This window comes from Oceanicaulis sp. MMSF_3324 (genome assembly GCF_030733545.1).
GTDB lineage: Bacteria > Pseudomonadota > Alphaproteobacteria > Caulobacterales > Maricaulaceae > Oceanicaulis.
In genome coordinates, this window is sequence record NZ_JASHIU010000006.1 from 119,679 (window position 1) to 139,063 (window position 19,385).

18 protein-coding genes and 1 tRNA gene are annotated in these 19,385 nt (G+C 62.0%); 6 read left to right on the forward strand and 13 right to left on the reverse strand.

The window, feature by feature from the left end; all coding sequences use genetic code 11:
* Positions 1–204: 204 nt before the first annotated feature.
* Genes RBA95_RS07865 through RBA95_RS07890 form a run of 6 tightly spaced genes read right to left on the reverse strand, consistent with a single transcriptional unit; the run spans position 205 to position 5,326 of the window.
* Positions 205–1,068 (reverse strand): MBL fold metallo-hydrolase, encoded by an 864-nt coding sequence (locus RBA95_RS07865; protein WP_306016318.1) that lies wholly within the window; start codon positions 1,066–1,068, stop codon positions 205–207.
* A complete protein-coding gene (locus RBA95_RS07870; protein ID WP_306016319.1) occupies positions 1,065–1,847 on the reverse strand; it encodes a TatD family hydrolase in 783 nt (260 codons plus the stop codon). Before RBA95_RS07870 ends, RBA95_RS07865 begins: the two co-directional genes overlap by 4 nt.
* Before the next feature lie 6 nt (positions 1,848–1,853).
* Positions 1,854–2,897 (reverse strand): DNA polymerase III subunit delta', encoded by a 1,044-nt coding sequence (locus RBA95_RS07875; protein ID WP_306016320.1) that lies wholly within the window; start codon positions 2,895–2,897, stop codon positions 1,854–1,856.
* The gene (gene tmk / locus RBA95_RS07880; protein ID WP_306016321.1) at positions 2,894–3,529 is read right to left on the reverse strand and encodes a dTMP kinase; all 636 of its coding nucleotides are present in this window, start codon (positions 3,527–3,529) and stop codon (positions 2,894–2,896) included. The genes RBA95_RS07875 and tmk overlap by 4 nt, the downstream gene beginning before the upstream one ends.
* A gap of 2 nt (positions 3,530–3,531) precedes the next feature.
* A complete protein-coding gene (locus RBA95_RS07885) occupies positions 3,532–4,731 on the reverse strand; it encodes a D-alanyl-D-alanine carboxypeptidase family protein (RefSeq protein ID WP_306016322.1) in 1,200 nt (399 codons plus the stop codon).
* A 1-nt stretch (position 4,732) separates the two neighbouring features.
* Positions 4,733–5,326, reverse strand: coding sequence for a septal ring lytic transglycosylase RlpA family protein (locus tag RBA95_RS07890; protein WP_306016323.1), 594 nt, complete (start codon positions 5,324–5,326; stop codon positions 4,733–4,735).
* A gap of 194 nt (positions 5,327–5,520) precedes the next feature.
* Here RBA95_RS07890 and RBA95_RS07895 point away from each other — a divergent pair.
* A tRNA-Ser gene (locus RBA95_RS07895) sits at positions 5,521–5,608 on the forward strand.
* 98 nt (positions 5,609–5,706) lie between these two features.
* On the opposite strand, the gene RBA95_RS07900 is transcribed toward RBA95_RS07895, so the two are convergent.
* On the reverse strand, positions 5,707–6,918 hold the full coding sequence (locus RBA95_RS07900) for an NAD(P)/FAD-dependent oxidoreductase (protein WP_306016324.1): 1,212 nt from the start codon (positions 6,916–6,918) through the stop codon (positions 5,707–5,709).
* Positions 6,919–7,044: 126 nt separating this feature from the next.
* On the opposite strand from RBA95_RS07900, the gene RBA95_RS07905 reads away from it, so the two are divergent.
* The 4 genes from RBA95_RS07905 to RBA95_RS07920 all read left to right on the forward strand — a co-directional run bounded on the left by RBA95_RS07905 (position 7,045) and on the right by RBA95_RS07920 (position 10,347).
* Positions 7,045–7,719 carry a fumarylacetoacetate hydrolase family protein gene (locus tag RBA95_RS07905; RefSeq protein WP_306016325.1) on the forward strand — a complete coding sequence of 225 codons (675 nt, stop codon included), beginning with the start codon at positions 7,045–7,047 and terminating at the stop codon, positions 7,717–7,719.
* A gap of 105 nt (positions 7,720–7,824) precedes the next feature.
* Positions 7,825–8,673 carry a tryptophan 2,3-dioxygenase gene (kynA, locus tag RBA95_RS07910; protein WP_306016326.1) on the forward strand — a complete coding sequence of 283 codons (849 nt, stop codon included), beginning with the start codon at positions 7,825–7,827 and terminating at the stop codon, positions 8,671–8,673.
* A 19-nt stretch (positions 8,674–8,692) separates the two neighbouring features.
* Positions 8,693–8,959: an Lrp/AsnC ligand binding domain-containing protein gene (locus RBA95_RS07915; RefSeq protein WP_009800860.1), complete on the forward strand. Its 267-nt coding sequence runs from the start codon at positions 8,693–8,695 to the stop codon at positions 8,957–8,959.
* 2 nt (positions 8,960–8,961) lie between these two features.
* Positions 8,962–10,347: an L-serine ammonia-lyase gene (locus RBA95_RS07920; protein ID WP_306016327.1), complete on the forward strand. Its 1,386-nt coding sequence runs from the start codon at positions 8,962–8,964 to the stop codon at positions 10,345–10,347.
* Between the two features lie 77 nt (positions 10,348–10,424).
* Here the strand turns inward: RBA95_RS07920 and RBA95_RS07925 are convergent, their stop codons facing one another.
* The 4 genes from RBA95_RS07925 to RBA95_RS07940 all read right to left on the reverse strand — a co-directional run bounded on the left by RBA95_RS07925 (position 10,425) and on the right by RBA95_RS07940 (position 14,024).
* Entirely contained in the window at positions 10,425–11,072 is a 648-nt protein-coding gene (locus tag RBA95_RS07925; RefSeq protein WP_306016328.1) for a CoA transferase subunit B, read from the reverse strand.
* Positions 11,073–11,089: 17 nt separating this feature from the next.
* On the reverse strand, positions 11,090–11,785 hold the full coding sequence (locus RBA95_RS07930) for a CoA transferase subunit A (RefSeq protein WP_306016329.1): 696 nt from the start codon (positions 11,783–11,785) through the stop codon (positions 11,090–11,092).
* An 84-nt stretch (positions 11,786–11,869) separates the two neighbouring features.
* Positions 11,870–12,787: a YihY/virulence factor BrkB family protein gene (locus RBA95_RS07935; RefSeq protein ID WP_306016330.1), complete on the reverse strand. Its 918-nt coding sequence runs from the start codon at positions 12,785–12,787 to the stop codon at positions 11,870–11,872.
* Between the two features lie 88 nt (positions 12,788–12,875).
* Positions 12,876–14,024 (reverse strand): CaiB/BaiF CoA-transferase family protein, encoded by a 1,149-nt coding sequence (locus tag RBA95_RS07940; protein WP_306016331.1) that lies wholly within the window; start codon positions 14,022–14,024, stop codon positions 12,876–12,878.
* 102 nt (positions 14,025–14,126) lie between these two features.
* On the opposite strand from RBA95_RS07940, the gene RBA95_RS07945 reads away from it, so the two are divergent.
* Positions 14,127–15,362 (forward strand): diguanylate cyclase domain-containing protein, encoded by a 1,236-nt coding sequence (locus tag RBA95_RS07945; protein WP_306016332.1) that lies wholly within the window; start codon positions 14,127–14,129, stop codon positions 15,360–15,362.
* Here the strand turns inward: RBA95_RS07945 and mfd are convergent.
* The gene (gene mfd / locus RBA95_RS07950; RefSeq protein ID WP_306016333.1) at positions 15,359–18,847 is read right to left on the reverse strand and encodes a transcription-repair coupling factor; all 3,489 of its coding nucleotides are present in this window, start codon (positions 18,845–18,847) and stop codon (positions 15,359–15,361) included. The two genes, RBA95_RS07945 and mfd, sit on opposite strands and share 4 nt — an antisense overlap.
* A 141-nt stretch (positions 18,848–18,988) precedes the next feature.
* Positions 18,989–19,312, reverse strand: a complete 324-nt coding sequence (locus RBA95_RS07955; RefSeq protein ID WP_306016334.1) for a succinate dehydrogenase assembly factor 2 — start codon at positions 19,310–19,312, stop codon at positions 18,989–18,991.
* Between the last annotated feature and the right edge of the window lie 73 nt (positions 19,313–19,385).

Consider the following 19,385-nt stretch of genomic DNA (forward strand, 5'->3'; position numbering starts at 1 on the left):
CGGGATTTGGTGAGCTGATCGCGTGGTCGGCTCACCAGACCGTATCCGGTCAATCGATGGTCTCCCCATCAACGCCATTCTCCATCGATGCGTCGAACGATCTGCGACAGGGCGGGCGGCGATAAGGCAGGCGGGATCGAGCGTAATTCCGCGAGAGCATCAATTAGTCGCATAAGATATATTATGAGAAATATTGGGTCGGGTTCACAGGCGGCCAGTATCGAGAATTGCGCCATTTGACAGGGCGATGGTCACGTCCAGGCCGTCATAGGCAGGCCTCACGCCATTGGGCAGGCGTCTTAGAAGCTCCTCATAGTCGAGGTCGATATGAAGGTTGGTCAGGATCCCAAGCTCGGGTTTGATTTGCGCAAGCCAATCGAGCGCCAGATTGACGTGCGCATGGCTCGGATGAGGCTTGTCGCGAAGCGCGTCCACAATCCATACGCTCGCGCCTGAAAGCGCCGTCATGGCGTCGCCATCCAGACCATTGACGTCCGGGCTGTAGGCTAATGGTCCGATTCGAATGCCGCTGCACGGTTCACGGCCGTGGATCACATCAAACAAGGACAGCTCGATCTCGCCGCCCGGCCCTTCAATGACTGCGGGCTCACCCGGTTCCAGGCCGTGATCAATCATCAAGGGCGGATAGCCGGAGCCTTTCGGCGTTTCAAAGATGTAGCGGAATCGCGACCGCAGCTGACGCTGGGTTTGCGGATTCATGATGGCGTCCAGCTGCGCGCCACGCCGATAAACAAAGGCCCGTACGTCATCAATCCCATGGGCCTGGTCGGCATGGGCGTGGGTGAACGCCACGCCGTCCAGGCTGGATATGCCAGAGTCCAGCATTTGCTGGCGCAGATCAGGCGATGTGTCGATCAGAAGCCGTGTGGCGTCTCCGGCCTCAAGCGCTTTGAGGCTGTGCGCGCGTTCGACCAGCAAGCTGCAACGCGAGCGACGATTCCGGGGGTTGTTCGGGTCGCAATCGCCCCAGTCGCCATCAATGCGAGGCACGCCGCCAGACGACCCGCTGCCCAGGATGCGCGCTCTGAGGACCGGACCAGAACTCATGCGATCTCGATCCGGTCAAACAGGCGCAGCGCTGCATCGGTCGTGCGTTGCGCGCCCTCTTCCGGCGACCAGCCCTTCACTTCGCAGAGCTTTTCAAGAACATGCGGCAAGTATTTGGGTTCGTTGCGCCTTCCGCGATATGGCGTGGGTGCGAGATACGGACAGTCCGTCTCGACAATGACCCGGTCCTCAGGAACGATGTCACGGAAGACCGCGCGCACATCCTCGGCTTTCTTGAAGGTGATGATCCCGGACGCCGAGAAAAATGAGCCCAGATCGGCGGCGCGGCGCGCCAGCTCTGCGCCGCCGGTATAACAATGCAGAAGCGGGCGAAACGCGCCCTTCCCCATCTCCTCCTCCAGCAGATCCGCCATTTGTTCATCCGCTTCCCGGCAATGAAGGATGATGGGCAAATCCGCGCGTCGCGCCGCTTCAATATGCGCGCGCAGGGAGGGATACTGATCTTCGGCGGGACTATGATTGTAGTGAAAGTCCAGCCCGGTCTCACCAATGGCGACGACCTTTGGATGCTGAGCAATTTCAAGTAACTGATCGGCGGTGATGTCAGGGCGATCCTTGGCGTGATGGGGATGCGCGCCAATGGTGCAATAGACATCATCATGCTTTTCAGCGATCGCGGACACCTGCTCGAATTCATGCAGGCGGCAACAGATCGCGATCATGGGAGAGACGCCCGCTGCGCGCGCCGCATCCAGAACGGCGTCGAGGTCGTCGGCGTAATCCTCGCCATGCACATTGATATGGGTGTCGATCAGCATAGGGTCTCAGTCAGCTTGCGCGGCGTCCTGCATCAGGCTGAACGCGGCATACAGGGTCTGTTTGGGGTCGAGATAGAGCGTGTCGCTTTCCCGCGCCAGACGGGTCAGTCGATCGGCGGCATTCACCCAGGCCCCAGCCTTGTCTGCGCCGCCCGTTTCCAGCGCCAGCGCCCGCGCCCGGTTCTGTGCGTCGGCGACCAGGAAGTCGAGCGTGATCGGCTTGATCTGTTCGCCGCCCTTACGACCCGCCGCGGACGCGAGCTGGGCGATGGCGCTGCGATCAAGACGGGGCAGGTTTGACAAGGCGGCGTCGATTGTCGCCATGAGCGCAGGCGCGTCTGTTTCCGCCAGAGCCAGGGCGCGACCCGGAGCGCCCTGGGCCAGCGCCGACGCGCGTTGCGCCTCGTCTGAGGGCATCTGATGATGATCTATCAGCCATTGCGTTGTCGCTTCGATACTCGGGGCGCGCAGGATGAGGCGACGACAGCGCGAGCGGATCGTCGGCAGAAGACGCCCGGGCGTATTGACGATCAGGATGAGGAGTCCACGCTGAGGCGGCTCTTCAAGGGTTTTGAGCAAGGCGTTGGCTGAGTTTGTATTCAGCTCATCTGCGCTGTCCACTATGCAGACGCGCCATCCCTTCCCGCTTGCGCTCTTGGAAAAGAACTCCGGCGCGCGGCGCGCTTCCTCGACCGGAATCTCGCCTTTCAGCTTGCCGGTCTTGTCGTTGTAGGGACGTCGGATCAGCAGGAAATCGGGATGGGAGAGCGCTTCCAGGCGCCGACAGACCGGATCAAGAGGATCACTGGAGAGCGCACTGTCCGGGCGGGCCTGAGCACCGAGGAGGCGCCGGGCGAGCCGATAGGCGAAGCTCGCCTTGCCGACCCCTTTGGGGCCAGACACCATCCAGGCATGATGCATGCGACCGCTTTGGATGGCGGCTTCCGCTTCGGTCAGCGCCGCATCCTGACCGAACAGGTCATAGACGCGTCGAGGGTGGGGCAAGCCCCCTTCCCGGTCCGCTTCGGGGCGATCATCATCCGCACTCACTGTGACGCCCCCAGTCGCTCTGCCAGCACGGCGAGCGCTGAGCTGGCCACCTGGTCGGCCGGTAGGGCGCCGTCAAGAACCACACACCGTTCCGGAGAGTCACGCGCAATATCAAGGAAAGCCACACGCAGCGCATGGTGAAAGGCGGCAGGCTTGCGTTCAAATCGCGTTGCCCCCTCCCCGCGCTGACGGGTGCGCTCAAGACCCGTTTCAGGGTCAAGGTCGACAATGAAGGTCAGATCGGGGCCAAACCCTGCCATGCAGGCCGCATCGATCTCTGAGATCTGCGCGGTGGACATGCCGCCAGCCGCGCCCTGATAGGCGCGGGTGGAATCAGAAAATCGATCGCAGATCACCCAGAGTCCTTGGTCAAGCGCAGGGCGGATCAGCCGTTCCACATGATCCACGCGTGCGGCATACAGGAGCAGAGTTTCAGACAGCGGTGACCAGCGATCGGTCTCGCCTTCCACCAGAAGATTGCGCAGGGCTTCGGCATTGGGTGTTCCGCCCGGCTCGCGGGTGATCAGGGTTTTGACCCCCTGCTCTTCCAGCGCCGATGACAAGGCCTTGGCGAGCGTGGTCTTGCCCGCGCCTTCTCCGCCCTCCAGCGTGATGAAGCGTCCCTTGCTCATGCCTAGCCGCCCCGGATCAGGCGCGCCAGCGCCGCGCCGGCACGTCCCATCGCGCCCTTGCGCGCGACCGATTGCGCAGCTTCCACCGGAATGCTCATTTCGCGGCCATCAGGCAAGGCGACTTCCAGTGCGCCGATCACATCGCCTTCCTGCACAGGGGCATGTAAAGGCGCTTCGTAAACAAGCTCGGCCGTAATGCCGTCCCGATCGCGACGGTGCAATCCGAATGAGAGATCTTCGGCGGCTCGCAATTCGACGTGTGGCGCAACGCCCAGATAGACTTCGGACTCGCCCAGCACATCGCCAGCCTGAACAAGGTCGACCGTCGAAAATTCGGTGAATGCGGCGCGCATCAGGCGCTCGGATTCGTCAGCGCGCGCCCGATTGGACTCCATGCCATTGAACACGACGATGCGGCGTTCACCCTCACGCTCGGCTGAGGCAACGAGTCCATAGCCGGACTCTTCGGTGTGACCGGTCTTCAGGCCATCCGCGCCATCGAATACGCCCAGAAGCGGATTGCGATTGTACTGGCGGATGCCGTTATAGGTGAACTCAGTCTCCGAATAGATGTCGTAGTATTGCGGATAGCTCTCGATGATATGCCGAGCCAGCCGGGCGAGATCGAGCGCTGAAATTCGGTGCTCGGGATCGGGCCAACCCGTTGCATTGGCGAAATTGGCGCTCTCAAGGCCCAGTTCATGGGCGCGCTCGGTCATCATCTGAGCGAAGTTCTCTTCCGTGCCGCCCAGGGCTTCAGCCACCACGATGCAGGCATCATTGCCCGACTGGACGATGATCCCGCGGATCAGGTCCTCGACCTCTGCGCGCGAATTGACTTCCAGGAACATGGTGGAGGACCCGGAAGCTGCGCCTCCGCGACGCCAGGCGGTCTCGCTGACCGGCAAGGACGTGTCCGGTTCGAACCGGCCATCCTCGAGCGCTTCAAATACCATCAGGGCCGTCATCAGTTTCGACATGCTGGCCGGCGGCATGGGTTCTTCGCCATTCTTGGAGAACAGAACATCCCCGGTCTCGTAGTCCAGGATCACGGCATGAGAGGCGCGTGTGTCAAATGCGCTCTGAGCCAGCGCCACAGGCGACAGGCTGAGGGTGATCAGGGCGAGCAGGCATAGCAGTCGGCGCATGATGGGAGTCCCGAAATTGGCGTTGGAAGCGGAATCGGCGGTCTGGCGAGCCACACTAGCCCTCATCGGAACTGGGCTGAAGCGTGGCGTCCAGATTTTGCGAGAAAGACGGCGTATGCGCGCCAGGCGGTCCCGTATCCGGGTCGAAGAAGACAGGCGGCGCTGCGCGGTCTCGCGGGTCCGCCGGCCCCAGGCCCTCCACTCGGACCTCGATCAGGCCGTCATCTGTAAAGCCCAAGGCCTCGGCGGCGGCATGGCTGAGATCGATCAGGCGACCATCAATGTAGGGGCCGCGATCGTTGACGCGGACGATGATGCTGTCTCCGGTATCCAGGCGCGTGACACGAGCCCGGCTGGGTAGACGCATGGTGCGATGCGCGGCGGTCAGCTCGGCGGAGTCAAAGATTTCGCCATTGGCGGTCTGGCGACCTTCAAACCCCGGACCGTACCAGCTGGCGAGCCCGGTCTCCACGCTTCTGGGCGCGTCTGCATCAGGGATGAAAACAGGTGGTGTCGCGGCTGGCCTCACACTGGTCGGCTGAGGGTTCAGCCTGGGTTGCTGAGGCGGCTGCCCGGAGCAGCTGACCAGCACGAAGCCGCTCAGAAGGGCGAGACCTGTCTGTAACAGGAGCGGTTTGGTGAACGGCATGAACGGACCCTGGTTCGCTATAGTCAGTCTAATTCATGCCGAGTGTGGCGAAAGTGCGCGCTGCAGGCGGCATGGCTGCAGCACGGCCCAAAGCGCCAGCTTGGAAATCCAGCTCGAAAGCGGACGGTAACTGCAAGGCATAAGCGGGGCGTGCTTGTGTGCTGGCCTGTGTCCGGGCTAAACACGAAACCGACGGAGGGGTGGCAGAGTGGTCGATTGCGGCGGTCTTGAAAACCGTTGAGCCGCGAGGTTCCGGGGGTTCGAATCCCTCCCCCTCCGCCACCAGCCCTTCAACTCTTCAAATCGTGCTCAAGCTCTATCGCCCAGCATGCCTGGGCGCTTGAAAGAGACCGGTCCCATGAGAAGATCGGTGAGAGGGTCTAGTACTGGCTCTTAAAGCTGGCCTGCGCAGCGGCGTATGCGCTCGCCCACGCCCATTGAAAATTGTATCCGCCTAGCCAGCCCGTGACATCCACGCATTCGCCGATGAAATACAGGCTCGGCACGGTCCGGCTTTCCATGGTTTTTGATGACAAGCCCGCCGTGTCCACGCCGCCTCGCGTCACCTCGGCGGTGCGCCAGCCCTCGGTGCCTGCTGGTTTCAGTCGCCAGTGCGACAGAGTCTGCGCCAGGGCCTCAAGATCTGCGTGAGACACATCTGCGAGCCTGGACCAGTCTGGCAGTAGCCCTGTGCCTGACAGATGGTCGATCAAGCGTTTGGGAAGAAGCGTTTCCAACGCTTTGGCCAGAGATTTCATGGGCATTTCGCGTTTGAGCGCCTTGAGCTGGTCTGCGCCAGACTGGCCCGCAAACAAGTCGATGCCGATTTCCTGTCCGGGCGACCAATAGGACGAAACCTGCAAGATCGCCGGCCCAGACAAGCCCCGGTGCGTGAAAAGCATGGCTTCTTCAAACCGGCCCTGCCCGGCTTGGGCCATTACGGGCGCGGCGACGCCTGACAGGCTCGCGAATTGATCCTTGACCGCACCCTCGAAGGTCAGCGGAACGAGCGCCGGTTCGGGCGTGATCACATCATGGCCGAATTGGCGCGCGAGATCATAAGCCAATCCGCTCGCCCCGATCTTGGGGATGGACAGCCCGCCTGTCGCGACGATCAGCCTGTCGCTGTCTATGTCGCCGATCGATGTGCTGATCTGGAAACGCCCGTCGCCATGACGAACCGAGACGATCTCGGTGTTCAGCTTGAGCACCGCGCCTACCGCTTTCATCTCGTCGAGCAGCATCTGGATGATCGCGCCGGATTTCTGGTCGCAAAACAGCTGGCCGAGCGTTTTCTCATGCCAGCTCAGGCCATGGCGTTCCATCAGGTTGAGAAAATCGGTCGGCGTGTAACGCGCCAGCGCTGACTTGGCGAAATGCGGGTTGTTCGACAGAAAGCAGCTGGCCTGTGTGCCCAGATTGGTGAAGTTGCACCGACCGCCGCCGGAAATCCGGATTTTCTCGGCCGGCTTCGAGGCATGATCGAGAACCAGCACAGAGAGCCCCAAGGCGCCCGCCTGGACCGCGTAGAACAATCCGGCCGCGCCGCCGCCCAGAACCACGGCGTCATAAGATTGGGGCTTGGAAGTCATCGAGCGTCCGGTCAGGTGAAAGGCGGAACGATATGTGCGCCAGCAGCGTATAAGGATAGCCTGCATTTCCACGCAAGCGCGGCCTGCTTAAACTGGCAGCGAATCCCGACGTGAAGGAGCCTCGTCATGACCGCTTATGTGATCAACCCGCCGGTTGAAACAATGGTGCCGGTGGAAGGCGGCGGTCAGTTTCCAGTCCGACGGATCTACTGTGTCGGGCGCAACTATGCCGACCATGCGCGCGAGATGGGCGCGGACCCCGATCGAGAGGCGCCGTTCTTCTTCTCCAAGCCGCGGGACGCCGTCGCCACCCGGCCGGAGGTTGCCTATCCGCCGGCGACCCAGGATCTTCATCATGAGGTTGAACTGGTGCTTGCCCTGGGCGCTGGCGGATCCGATCTGAGCCCGGAACGCGCCAAGATGCTGATCTATGGCGCAGCGGTCGGCGTTGACCTGACGCGCAGGGACCTTCAGGCGGAGGCCAAGAAAACGGGGCGTCCATGGGACGCCTCCAAGGGTTTCGACCAGTCTGCGCCGATCGGGCTGATCCGTCCCGGACAATCTCCAGAGAGCGGAGAGATCAGCCTGAGCGTCAACGGCGAAACGCGGCAGTCAGGCGATCTGAACCAGATGATCTGGTCCAGCGCGGAAGTCGTGTCTCACCTGTCCACCCTATTCCGACTGGAGCCTGGTGATCTGATCTACACCGGCACGCCCGCTGGCGTCGGCCCGGTTGTGTCGGGTGATCGGGTCGAGGCGATCGTTTCAAATCTTCCGCCCCTGCGTTTCACGCTTATCTAGCTTGCGCTTTCAGGTGCGCAAATGCGGCTGTGGCGAAGAGAGCCGCAGCGGCTTGCCCGTCTGGCTCGTCCTGTCTACATGCGGGGCGCGTGAAAGGGACAGGACATGAGCGATCACTTCAAGACCTCGGTTGATCTCAAGGGCGAGGACATCCACTGGGACCCCGATGACGGCCTGTCCTATGGCCGCTATCTGGGACTGGATCAGGTGCTCAGCGCCCAGTCGCCGCTGACCGACCAGCATGACGAGATGATGTTCATCATCATCCATCAGGCGTCCGAGCTCTGGCTCAAGCTCTGCCTTCATGAGCTGGATGGCGCCCTCACCCATTTGCAGAATGATGAAGTGCGCCCGGCGATGAAAATGCTGGCCCGGATCGCGCGTATTCAGGAACAGCTCACTCAGTCCTGGTCGGTGCTCTCCACCATGACGCCCGCTGATTATCTGAAATTCCGGGATGCGCTGGGGCAAAGCTCGGGCTTTCAGAGCCATCAATACCGCATCCTTGAATATCGTCTGGGCAACAAGAACGCCGCGCTTGCCCGGGTCTTCTCGAATGAACCTGAAGCCCATGCAGCGGTCACCGCCGCGCTCAACGCGCCCTCGCTCTATGACGAGACCCTGAAACTCGCCGCGCGCCAGGGCGCAAAAGTGCCCGACCAGCTTCTTGATCGGGACTGGTCGCAATCGTACGAGCCGTCTGCCGATATCGAAGCCATGTGGCGCGAGGTCTATCTGGATACGACGCGTTGGTGGGAGCTGTATGAATTCGCCGAGAAGCTGGTCGATCTCGAGCAGAAGTTCCAGCAATGGCGCTTCAATCACATGAAAACCGTTGAACGCATCATCGGCTTCCGTCGGGGCACAGGCGGTTCTGGCGGTGTGAGTTATCTCGTCAAGGCGCTCGATCTGCGCCTTTTCCCCGAACTTTGGACCGTCCGCACCCAACTCTGATCAGCCCCGGGAGGCACTCATGCGCAGCTTTTACATCTTCATCAAATGCGAGCTGGGTCGCACCTATGACGTGGCTTCCGCGATCGTGGATACGGTCAGCGAAACGCGCCAGGTGCATTCGGTGTCCGGCGAATTTGATCTGCTGGCGCAATTCGCCGTGGAAGACGATGCCGATATCGGACGCTTTGTGAACAAGTCGGTTCAAACCATCTCGGGCGTCAAGGACACGCAGACACTGATCTGTTTCAACGCCTTTACGCCGGATCGCGGACAAGGGCTCGATTAATCATGCATTTTGGCGTTTTCGACCTGTTCAAGATCGGCGTAGGTCCTTCCAGTTCTCATACTGTGGGGCCGATGAAGGCTGCGCGCCTGTTCCTGGAGCGCGTAGAAGACGAGCATGGCCTGGACAAGGTCGCTCGGGTTCAGGCGGAAGCCTATGGCTCACTGGCTTTGACCGGGTCCGGTCACGCCACCGACAAGGCGATCCTGTGGGGGCTGGAAGGCGTGACGCCAGAGGGCGCGGATCCTGATGTCTTGCCTGCCCGCATTGACCGCATCCTGAGCGATAAAACCATCCGATTACTGGATACGCATGAGATCGCTTTTGATCGTGAACACGATCTGCTGTTCCGCGGCGAAAAACGCCTTCCTTTCCATTCAAATGCCATGAAATTCATTGCCTTTGACAAGGAAGGTGAAGTCCTGCGTGAAGAGGTCTGGTACTCCATCGGTGGCGGTTTCGTCATTGACGAAGCCGAGGCTGGCCGCAACTCAGCGGCAGAAGCGCTCAAGGGTGAGCCCTATCCGTTCAATTCCTGTGATGAGCTTTTGGAGATTTGTGATCGCGAGGGGCTTTCAATCCCCGAGCTGATGATGGCCAACGAAACCACTTTTCGAGAAGAAGCCGAGGTCCGTGACTGGATCGGCCAGGTCACACAGACGATGGAGGCGTGCATTGATCGCGGTCTCGGTCAGCGCGGTGAATTGCCGGGCGGGCTGAACGTCAAGCGCCGTGCGCCCGTCATGCGCGAGAAATTGATGGCTGAAGCAGCAAGAGCGGAAACCGATCCCCTCGCCTCCATGGAATGGGTCAATCTGTGGGCCATGGCCGTCAACGAAGAGAATGCAGCCGGCGGCAAGGTCGTCACGGCCCCGACCAATGGCGCGGCTGGCATCATCCCGGCGGTGCTGCGCTATTACGACCGCCACCACCGCCGCTCCAATGATCCCGACGCGATTGCGCGTTTCTTCCTGACCTCCGCCGCCATTGGCGCGCTCTACAAGCAGAACGCGTCCATTTCGGGCGCCGAAGCGGGCTGCCAAGGTGAAGTGGGCGTCGCCTGTTCCATGGCGGCGGGCGGTCTGGCCGCGGCGCTGGGCGGCACGAACCGTCAGATCGAGAACGCCGCGGAGATCGCCATGGAGCACAATCTGGGCCTTACTTGCGATCCGGTGGGCGGTCTGGTGCAAATCCCCTGCATCGAACGCAACGCTATTGGCGCGATCAAGGCGATCAACGCCGCCCGGCTCGCGTTGATGAGCCAGGACGCGGATTACAAGGTGTCACTGGACCAGGTGATCGAGACCATGGCCCAGACCGCAGCGGACATGAATGACAAGTACAAGGAGACCTCCACCGGGGGTCTCGCGGTGAATGTGCCGGTGTGTTGAGCACTGCATAGCCAACAAAAAACAAACCCCGGAGCACAGGCTCCGGGGTTTTTTGTATGCGCTTTCAGGCTCGTCGCTTATGCGGCGAGGCCCTCTGCCACCGTGTACTTGGCTTCGGTCTTCTCGGCGACCTCATCAAGGGTCACGCCGTCTGCGAGCTCAACGAGCTTGAGGCCGTCTTCGACGACGTCGAACACGCCCAGCGTGGTGATGACGCGGTCCACGCAGGCCTTGCCGGTCAGCGGCAGCGAGCACTCCTTCAGAAGCTTGCTCTCGCCCGCCTTGTTGGTGTGATCCATGATCACCACAACGCGCTGCACGCCCGCGACGAGATCCATCGCGCCGCCCATGCCCTTGACCATCTTGCCCGGGATCATCCAGTTCGCGATGTCGCCGTTTTCCGACACTTCCATCGCGCCCAGAATGGACAGGTTGATATGGCCGCCGCGGATCATCGCAAAGCTGTCCGCCGAGCTGAAATAGCTCGTCTTATCAAGCTCGGTGATGGTCTGCTTGCCGGCATTGATCAGATCGGCGTCCACCTCGTCCTCGGTGGGGAACGGACCCATGCCCAGCATGCCGTTTTCTGACTGCAGGGTGACGTCCATGCCATCGGGAATGTGGTTCGCCACCAGCGTCGGGATGCCGATGCCAAGGTTCACATAGAAGCCGTCCTGCAGCTCTTTCGCCGCGCGTTCAGCCAGTTGTTCTCTGGTCCAAGCCATATTTCTGATCCTCCCGCTTAGGCGCGCACAGTGCGTTGCTCGATGCGTTTTTCGAACGTGCCCTGGACAAGGCGCTGAACGAAAATGCCCGGCGTGTGGATGTGATCGGCGTCAAGCTCGCCGTTCTCTACGATTTCCTCGACCTCGGCGATGGTTACCTTGCCGGCGGTCGCCATCATCGGGTTGAAGTTGCGCGCGGTCTTGCGGAAAACGAGATTGCCCGCCTTGTCCGCTTTCCAAGCCTTCACGATGGACACATCCGCGACCAGACCGGTCTCCATGATGTAGGTCTCGCCGTTGAAGTCCTTGTGCTCCTTGCCTTCCGCCACCAGCGTGCCCACGCCAGTCTTGGTGTAGAAGCCCGGAATGCCGGCGCCGCCAGCGCGGATGCGCTCGGCCAGCGTGCCCTGGGGATTGAATTCCAGCTCCAGCTCGCCGTTCAGATACTGTTTTTCGAAGGTCTTGTTCTCGCCCACATAGGAGGAGACCATCTTCTTGATTTGGCGGGTCTGCAGCAGCAGGCCGAGGCCGAAATCATCAACGCCGGCATTGTTGGAGATGAACGTGAGATCCTTGGCGCCACTGTCGCGCAGCGCGGTGATCAGGTTCTCCGGAATGCCGCACAGCCCGAAGCCGCCCGCCATTACGGTCATGCCGTCAAAAGTGAGCCCGTCTAGGGCTGTCTTTGCGTCTGGGTAGACTTTGTCCGCCACTGCGCCGTCTCCTTCCCTGCGAAAATTTCAACGCTCGTTTAATTTGGTCCGGTTTATAGCCGCTTCGTAGCCGAAAACCAGCCCCTATTCGGTTGTCGGAGGCTTCTGGCTTTCATGCGCTTCGCCCCGGTGACGGTCAATCTCGACGCCAAGCGCGCCTCCGAAAAAGACCGCATAGGAGGTCCAGTAGACCCATAACAGAAACACGATCAGCGTGCCCAGCGGGCCATATGTGCTGGGATTGACGATTGTCGCCACATAGAGCGTGAACCCCTTGGAAGCGACCAGCCAGATCGAGGCTGCTGTCGTTGCTCCGATCAGTGAAGCGGTCCAGCTGGTCTCGCCAGCGCGCTGCATCACAAAGCGATACAGCAGCGCCAGCGCCGTGATCATGGCGATATAGGAGATCGACCATTCATTGATCAGACTGGCCCCGAAATCGGCTGCATCACTGCCGAGCATCCGCAAGGCCGGGCGGATCATGTTCGGGATGGTCAGGATGGCGAGATTGGCCATCACGAGTAGTGCGCCGCCTGCGATCACCGCGCCCATGGCCAGCAGATTGAAGTGCAGGATGTTGCGCAGATCGCCCCGTCGCGCGATCTGGTTGAGGCCGGCGATGATCGCTTTTGCGCCCCGGGCGGCGGCGAACCAGGCGATAAACAGCGCCAGCACGCCCTGGACCGTCAGAGAGGTGTTGGACGATCCCGCCAGCTGTGACAGCTGATTGGTCAGGAAGCTGTGCGCCGATGGCGGCAGGACCTCGGTCACCTGCAGGCGCGCCACCTGGTTCAGGGCGTCATCTTCTGAAAACAGCAGACCGTAAACCGACGCGGCCACAAGGACGGCGGGGACCAGAGCGAGCAGGCCGAAAAAGCCAGCGCCCCCGGCAAACAGCATGACCTCGCGCGCCATCATGCGGTCGACCGCCCGCACGACGACTTTCAGCGCGGGTATGTCCCAGGCGCGACGGATCAGGGATTTCAACTTGATCAGCGACATGGAGCGCAGCGTTCAAACCTCGAAACGAGTTCTCTGACGCCAGTCGCCCAGAGAGTCGCGCTTGTTTAACCCTGAATGGTCAAGCCTGTCAGCCTAAAGCCCCGTCGTTTTTCAGGCTTGCGATCTCCGCATCTGAAAAGCCCCAGTCCTGAAGCACGTCATCGGTATGCTGGCCGGGCGTGGGCGCAATGCTCTGGATGGCGCCGGGCGTGCGGGAAAACCGGGGCGCGGGCGCCGCCTGCCGCACACCCTCCACATCCACGAAGACCCCCCTCTCCTTCATATGCGGGTTTTCGGCGGCGTCTTTCGTGTCCAGCACCGGGGCGAAGCACGCATCGGTGCCATCGAGGATGTCGCACCAGTGAGACTGGGGGTGCGCCGCGAAGGTTTCTTCAAACGCCTTGCGCATGTCCGGCCAGGTCTTGGCGTCATATTGCGCCTGCATGGCAGGGTGATCGGACAGGCCCAGCTTGTCGATCAGCAGCTGGAAGAATTCCGCTTCAAGCGCCCCGATGGAGACGAACGCCCCGTCTGCACAGCGATAGGTGTCATAGAAAGGCGCGCCGCCATCGAGCAGGTTCTCTCCCCGCGGCTGGCTCCACATGCCGATCGCATCAAGCTGATGTACAGCGCCCATGAGATGCGCTGCGCCATCGACGATCGCCGCATCCACCACCTGGCCTTCACCCGAGCTGCGGGCATGGTGCAAGGCCGCCAGAACGCCGACGGCCAGATACATGGAGCCCCCACCGAAATCTCCGACCACATTGACGGGCGGGACCGGCTTTTCTTTGGGGCCAATGGCGTCGAGCGCCCCCGTCAGGGCGATGTAGTTGAGGTCATGGCCGGCGGAATGCGCCAGCGGTCCGAACTGGCCCCAGCCCGTCATGCGGCCATAGACCAGCGCCGGATTGGCCTTGAAGGCCTCATCAGGGCCCAGCCCCAGGCGCTCCATGACGCCGGGACGGTAGCCTTCAAGCACGATATGGGCGCTTTCCATGAGTTTCAGGCAGGCCTTCACCGCGCTTTTGCTCTTGAGATTGAAGGCGGCGGAGCGTCGTCCGCGAGCCAGCACCTCGGCCGGGCCGCCTCCGCCGGCATGGGGGCGATCAATGCGAATGACTTCCGCTCCAAGGTCGCTGAGCAGCATGGCGCAGAAGGGGGCAGGCCCCAGTCCGACAAATTCCAGGACTTTAACGCCACGCAAAGGGCCTTGTGCTTTCGTATCGGTCGGCATGAGCAAATCGCTTTGTGAACATTTCTAGGAATCAAAGTTTTGACACTGAACTCAGAACGACACAATCTTGTCGCCTCGGGTCAAGGGGGGCAGACGGGGCGGATGTTTTCCATTGCAGTCATGGGCGATGACGCCAGGGCGCAGGAAACCGCTGAGCAATTGGCTCAAATGGGGTTTCAGGTCGCGCGTCACATAGAACCGGGCTGTGAGGCCGTTATCAGTTTTGATCCGATCAAGGACGGGCTGGCTGCGGACATGCTGCATCTGTCGGTCGGCGGTTCTGGAGCAGACGAAGCCGATGTGTGCTTGCCGGACAATGCGCATCCGATCCAGATCGCATCACGCCTGCGCGCCCTGTCCCGGCTCAAGGTCCTCGAACACACCGCTCAACTGCGCCTGAAAAGCGCTCAGGAGGCCGGTTACCAGCCCGCTCCGGTGCCGCTCAATCAAGAAGAGTCCACGGTTCTGTTCGTTGGCGCGCCGGGCCCGTCTTTCATGCGGCTTCAGTTTGCGATGTCGCGCGCCGGCATCCAGACCATCGCCGCCTTCTCGACCTTCAACGCGTTTGATTATCTTCATGAGCGCACATTCGACGCGGTGATCCTCAATACCCGTCCGGACGCTGGCCTGGCCCATACCGTGTGTTCGGCCATGCGCCGCAATACGCGGCTCTATCATACGCCCGCCATCTTGTTGACGGCGGACACCGACTATGCCGGCGCTGATGAAGCGTTCGCGCGGGGCGCATCCGACATTCTGTCTGACAATGCCAGCAATGATGAGATGCGGGACCGGGTCATGGCGCTGGCGTCCGAACGCCGCCGACGGCGTCTGGCCAAGGCGCGGCTTGAAGCTTGTCGCCTACCCAGCCTGCTGGATTCTGAGTCAGACCTCTACAATGAGAAATTCGGGCGTGTGCACCTGCAGAGCCTTCTGGACCATGCCGCCGCGCGCCTTGAATCGCTCAGTCTGATCATGCTCGGCGTCAGTGCGCCACAGGAAGCCGGAGCGACCGGATTCTCAAAGGCGACGAACCAGTTCGCTGGCATGCTGCGTCATTGCGTCCGCGCCGAGGACTTCGTCGTACGCCTGGCCCAGGACCGGTTCCTGATCGCCCTGCCCAACACGCCTCAGTCGGAAGCGAAAATGGTCTCCAACCGTGTTTCAGCGATTGCAGAGTGCACGGCTTATGAAGGTGTGGATCCGCTCAAGCCCTTCCGTCTGGAGCTGACCCCCTCGATCGAGGACGCCGCCGGTGAAGCCAGCGCCGACGCCCTCATCGAGCAGATGGTGCGCAACTCGAATGTCTTGCCGTTCGATTCTGTAAAAACCGGCTAGGCCGCTTCCTTGGCTCGCCGTGCGGCGTCCGCCACGGGCGCCAGCAGCCGCAGCGCGCCTTTCAAGCGATCCATCGGCTCGGGGAAATCGCCCTTGAGCACCAGCGTGTTGTCAGGCCGCAGTTTGTAATCGGCGGGACGCTTGGTCATCAGCTCCACCAAGGCCGCCGGATCGCCGAAGCCGTGCTCGCGGAAAGTCGCAACCGCGCCTTTCGGTCCTGCGTCGAGCTTGGCGACATTAGCCCGCTTGCACAGGGCCTTAAGCGCAACAACCTGAAGCAGGCTCTCAACTTCGTCGGGCAGTTTGCCGAAGCGGTCGATCAGTTCGGCGGCGAAGCCTTCGCGTTCCTGTTTGGTGTCGAGCGAAGACAAGCGGCGATAGAGCGCCATGCGCACATCCAGATCCGGCACATAGTCTTCGGGGATCAGAACCGCTGCGCCCACATTGATGGCCGGCGACCAGTCGCGTTCTTCCAGGCTCATATCACCCTGGAGGCTCGCCACCGCTTCTTCCAGCATGGACTGGTACAGCTCGACGCCCACATCCTTGATGTGACCCGATTGCTCCTCGCCCAGAAGGTTACCGCCCCCGCGCAGGTCGAGATCGTGACTGGCCAGGGTGAAACCGGCGCCGAGGCTGTCGAGCGATTGCAGGATCTTGAGCCGCTTGTCGGCGGTCGCAGTGAGCTTCTGGTTTGCGGGCGTTGTCAGATAGGCATAGGCGCGCGCCTTGGCCCGGCCCACCCGGCCGCGCAGCTGGTAGAGCGGCGCCAGGCCGAACATGTCGGCGCGGTGGATGATCATCGTGTTGGCCGTGGGAATGTCGATGCCGGATTCCACGATGGTGGTGGAGACCAGCACATCATACCGGCCCTCATAGAAGGCGGTCATGATGTCTTCGAGCTGCCCGCCCGCCATCTGGCCATGAGCGATGACGAAGCTGACTTCCGGAACCTGCTCGCGCAGGAAGCTGGCGATATCTTCGAGGTCAGATATCCGCGGGGCCACATAATAGCTCTGCCCGCCGCGATAGCGTTCACGCAACAGCGCTTCGCGCACGGTGACATTGTCGAAGGGCGTCACATAGGTGCGCACGGCCAGTCGGTCGACAGGCGGCGTGGCGATGATCGACAAATCCCGGATGCCCGCCATGGAAAGCTGAAGCGTCCGCGGAATGGGCGTTGCGGTCAGCGTCAGGACGTGGACATCGGTCTTGAGCTCTTTGAGACGCTCCTTGTGCTTGACCCCGAAGCGTTGCTCCTCGTCGATCACCAGCAGGCCGAGATCGGCGAACTTCACGGTCTTCGCCAGCAAGGCGTGGGTGCCGATGACGATCTCGCACGTTCCCTCCGCGATCTCCTTGCGGGTCGCGGTGGCGTCCTTGGACGAGACCAGGCGCGACAGCTGCCGCACTTTCACGGGCCAGCCCTTGAATCGCTCCTGAAAGGTCTTGAAGTGCTGACGCGCCAGCAGCGTTGTCGGCGCGACGACAGCCACCTGACGGCCGCTCATGGCGGCGACGAAAGCGGCGCGCAGCGCGACTTCGGTCTTTCCAAAGCCCACATCGCCACAGATCAGCCGGTCCATCGGGCGGCCCTTGGCGAAGTCGGAGAAGACATCGTCGATGGCGTTGAGCTGATCATCGGTCTCCACATAGGGGAAACGCGCCGCGAACTCGTCATAGAGCCCGCTCGGCGGTGTGATGATCTCGGCGTCGCGCGAATTGCGGGCGGCGGCGATCTTGATCAGCTGATCGGCCATGTCCCGAAGGCGCTGCTTGGCCTTGGCCTTACGAGCCTGCCACGCGCCCGCGCCCAGACGGTCCAGCTGGGCGGTCTCGCTGTCCTGGCCATAGCGCGACAGAAGCTCGATATTCTCGACCGGCAGGTAGAGCTTGCTCTCGCCTGCGTATTCAAGCTCCAGACAATCATGCGGCGCTTCGCCGACCGACAGGGTTTTCAGGCCCAGATAGCGTCCCAGACCATGATCGGCGTGGACCACAAGATCGCCCGGCGTCAGCGCGCCGGCCTCGGCGATGACATCTGCGGATTTCTTGCGTCGGCGTGGCCGGGCCAGCCGGTCGCCCAGCACATCCTGTTCCGCGATGACGGCGAAGTCCGGCGTTTCAAACCCATGCTCCAGCGGCAGAACGACGCGAGAAATGGTCTGTCCGCTCGTCTTGTTGGCGGCGCGCCAGTCATCGGCCGCCATGATGGGCTTCAGCCCATGATCGCCCAGGACGCTGGCGAGACGGTCCGAGGCGCCTTCGGACCAGCTGGCGAACAGGACGCGTTTGCCCGACGAGCGCAGGGCGACAGCGTGCTTGCTGGCCGCCTCGAAGACATTCTGATCGGCCTGACGTTCCGCGGCGAAACTGCGCCCCTGTTTGCCGCCCATGTCGACGACATCGTCGCCGGCTTCCTGAAAGGCGGTGAAACGACGCGTGGCGCGCTGGCCGAGCTGGTTCGTCCACTCGTCTTCATCCAGATAAAGCGATTGGGGCGGCAAGGCGCGATAGGCCGGCGCGCCCATGGCCCCGGCTCCTGACTTTGCCGCCAGTTGCCGCGCCTCGTAATAGTCCCGGATCTGGTCCAGCCGTTCGTCCAGCGCATCCTTGGCGAGCGGGTCAAGACCCACCAGAGCGCCCTCGCCGATATAGTCAAAAACGGTGTCGAGCCGCTCATGAAACAGCGGCAGCCAATGTTCGGCGCCGGTCGGGCGCGCCCCCGCGCTAACAGAGTCATAGATCGGATCACCGGACCCTACCGCGCCGAAATGCTTCAGGAAGCCGGACCGGAAACGCGAGATCGCCTCGGCATTGAGAACGATTTCGCTGACCGGCGAAAAGCTCACCGATTTGAGCTGGGCCGTCGTGCGTTGGGTTTCCGGGTCAAAAGCGCGGACGGTCTCCAGCACATCACCGAAGAAATCGAGCCGGACCGGTTCTTCCGCGTCCGCCGGGAAGACGTCGATCACGCCGCCGCGCACCGCATAGTCGCCCCGTTCGGTAACCGTGGCGGTGCGCACATAGCCGTTTTCCGCCAGGTGCTGTTTGAGCACTTCGGAATCGAGCACGCCGCCGGGCGTTGCGCTCAACCCGCCGCCAGACAGCGCGGCCTTCGGCGCGCAGCGCTGGATCACCCCGGAGACGGTGGATATGACCAGAAGCGGGCTTTTGTCTGAGCTGTCGCGCTGCGCCAGGGCATGCAGGGCTCCGGCCCGGCGCGCCGCCGTACGCGGGCTGGGGCTTATCCGGTCATAGGGCTGGCAATCCCAGCCCAGAAGGCGCAGCTGATCGAGATCGGGCGCGAAAAAGCGCGCCGCCGCCGCAAAGGCGCTGGCGCGCGCCTCATCCGTGGCGATGTAGAGCCCCACCCCGCCGCGCGCGCGCAAGGCGTCGCAGAAGATCAGCGCGTCAAACCCTTCCGGCGCGCCGCAAACGGTCAGGGAGCTGTCAGATTGGGCCAGGGTTTTGAAGTCATCCACGGCGAGGCGTCCTCAATAGGGTTTCGCCCCCGCGCCTGAAAGACGGGGGGTGTCTCTTGTCTAGGTCGTCATCCCGGATTTAATCCGGGACCATGCCGCGTCCCGACTGAGACCTGATTATTGTCAGGATGGCGCGGCGTTTTAACTCGACGGACCGTCGCCCTGATCGGCGAGCGCCTCGAAATCGAAAGCCTTCAGTGCATCCAGCACCGGGCCGTCATAGTTCGGCGGGGTGTCGATGGTGCCGCAGATCCAGGCATAGACCTCGGTATCGGGCGCATCCAGAAGACGCTCGAACTCATCCACTTCTTCCGGGGACAGGTCGTGCAGCCGGGAGTCTGCGAAGCGGCCCATGATCAGGTCCGCCTCCTTGAAGCCCCGACGCCAGGCGCGGAAGGTCAACCGCTTCAGGCGGTCTTGCGGGTCAATCGGCGTGTTCGGATCAGAAAACGGATTATCACTCATGAAAGCGCATATAGCGCGCAGGTGTGGTTGGGTGAAGGGCGAGACTTTCCCGAATCCAGTTCACAGGCGATGT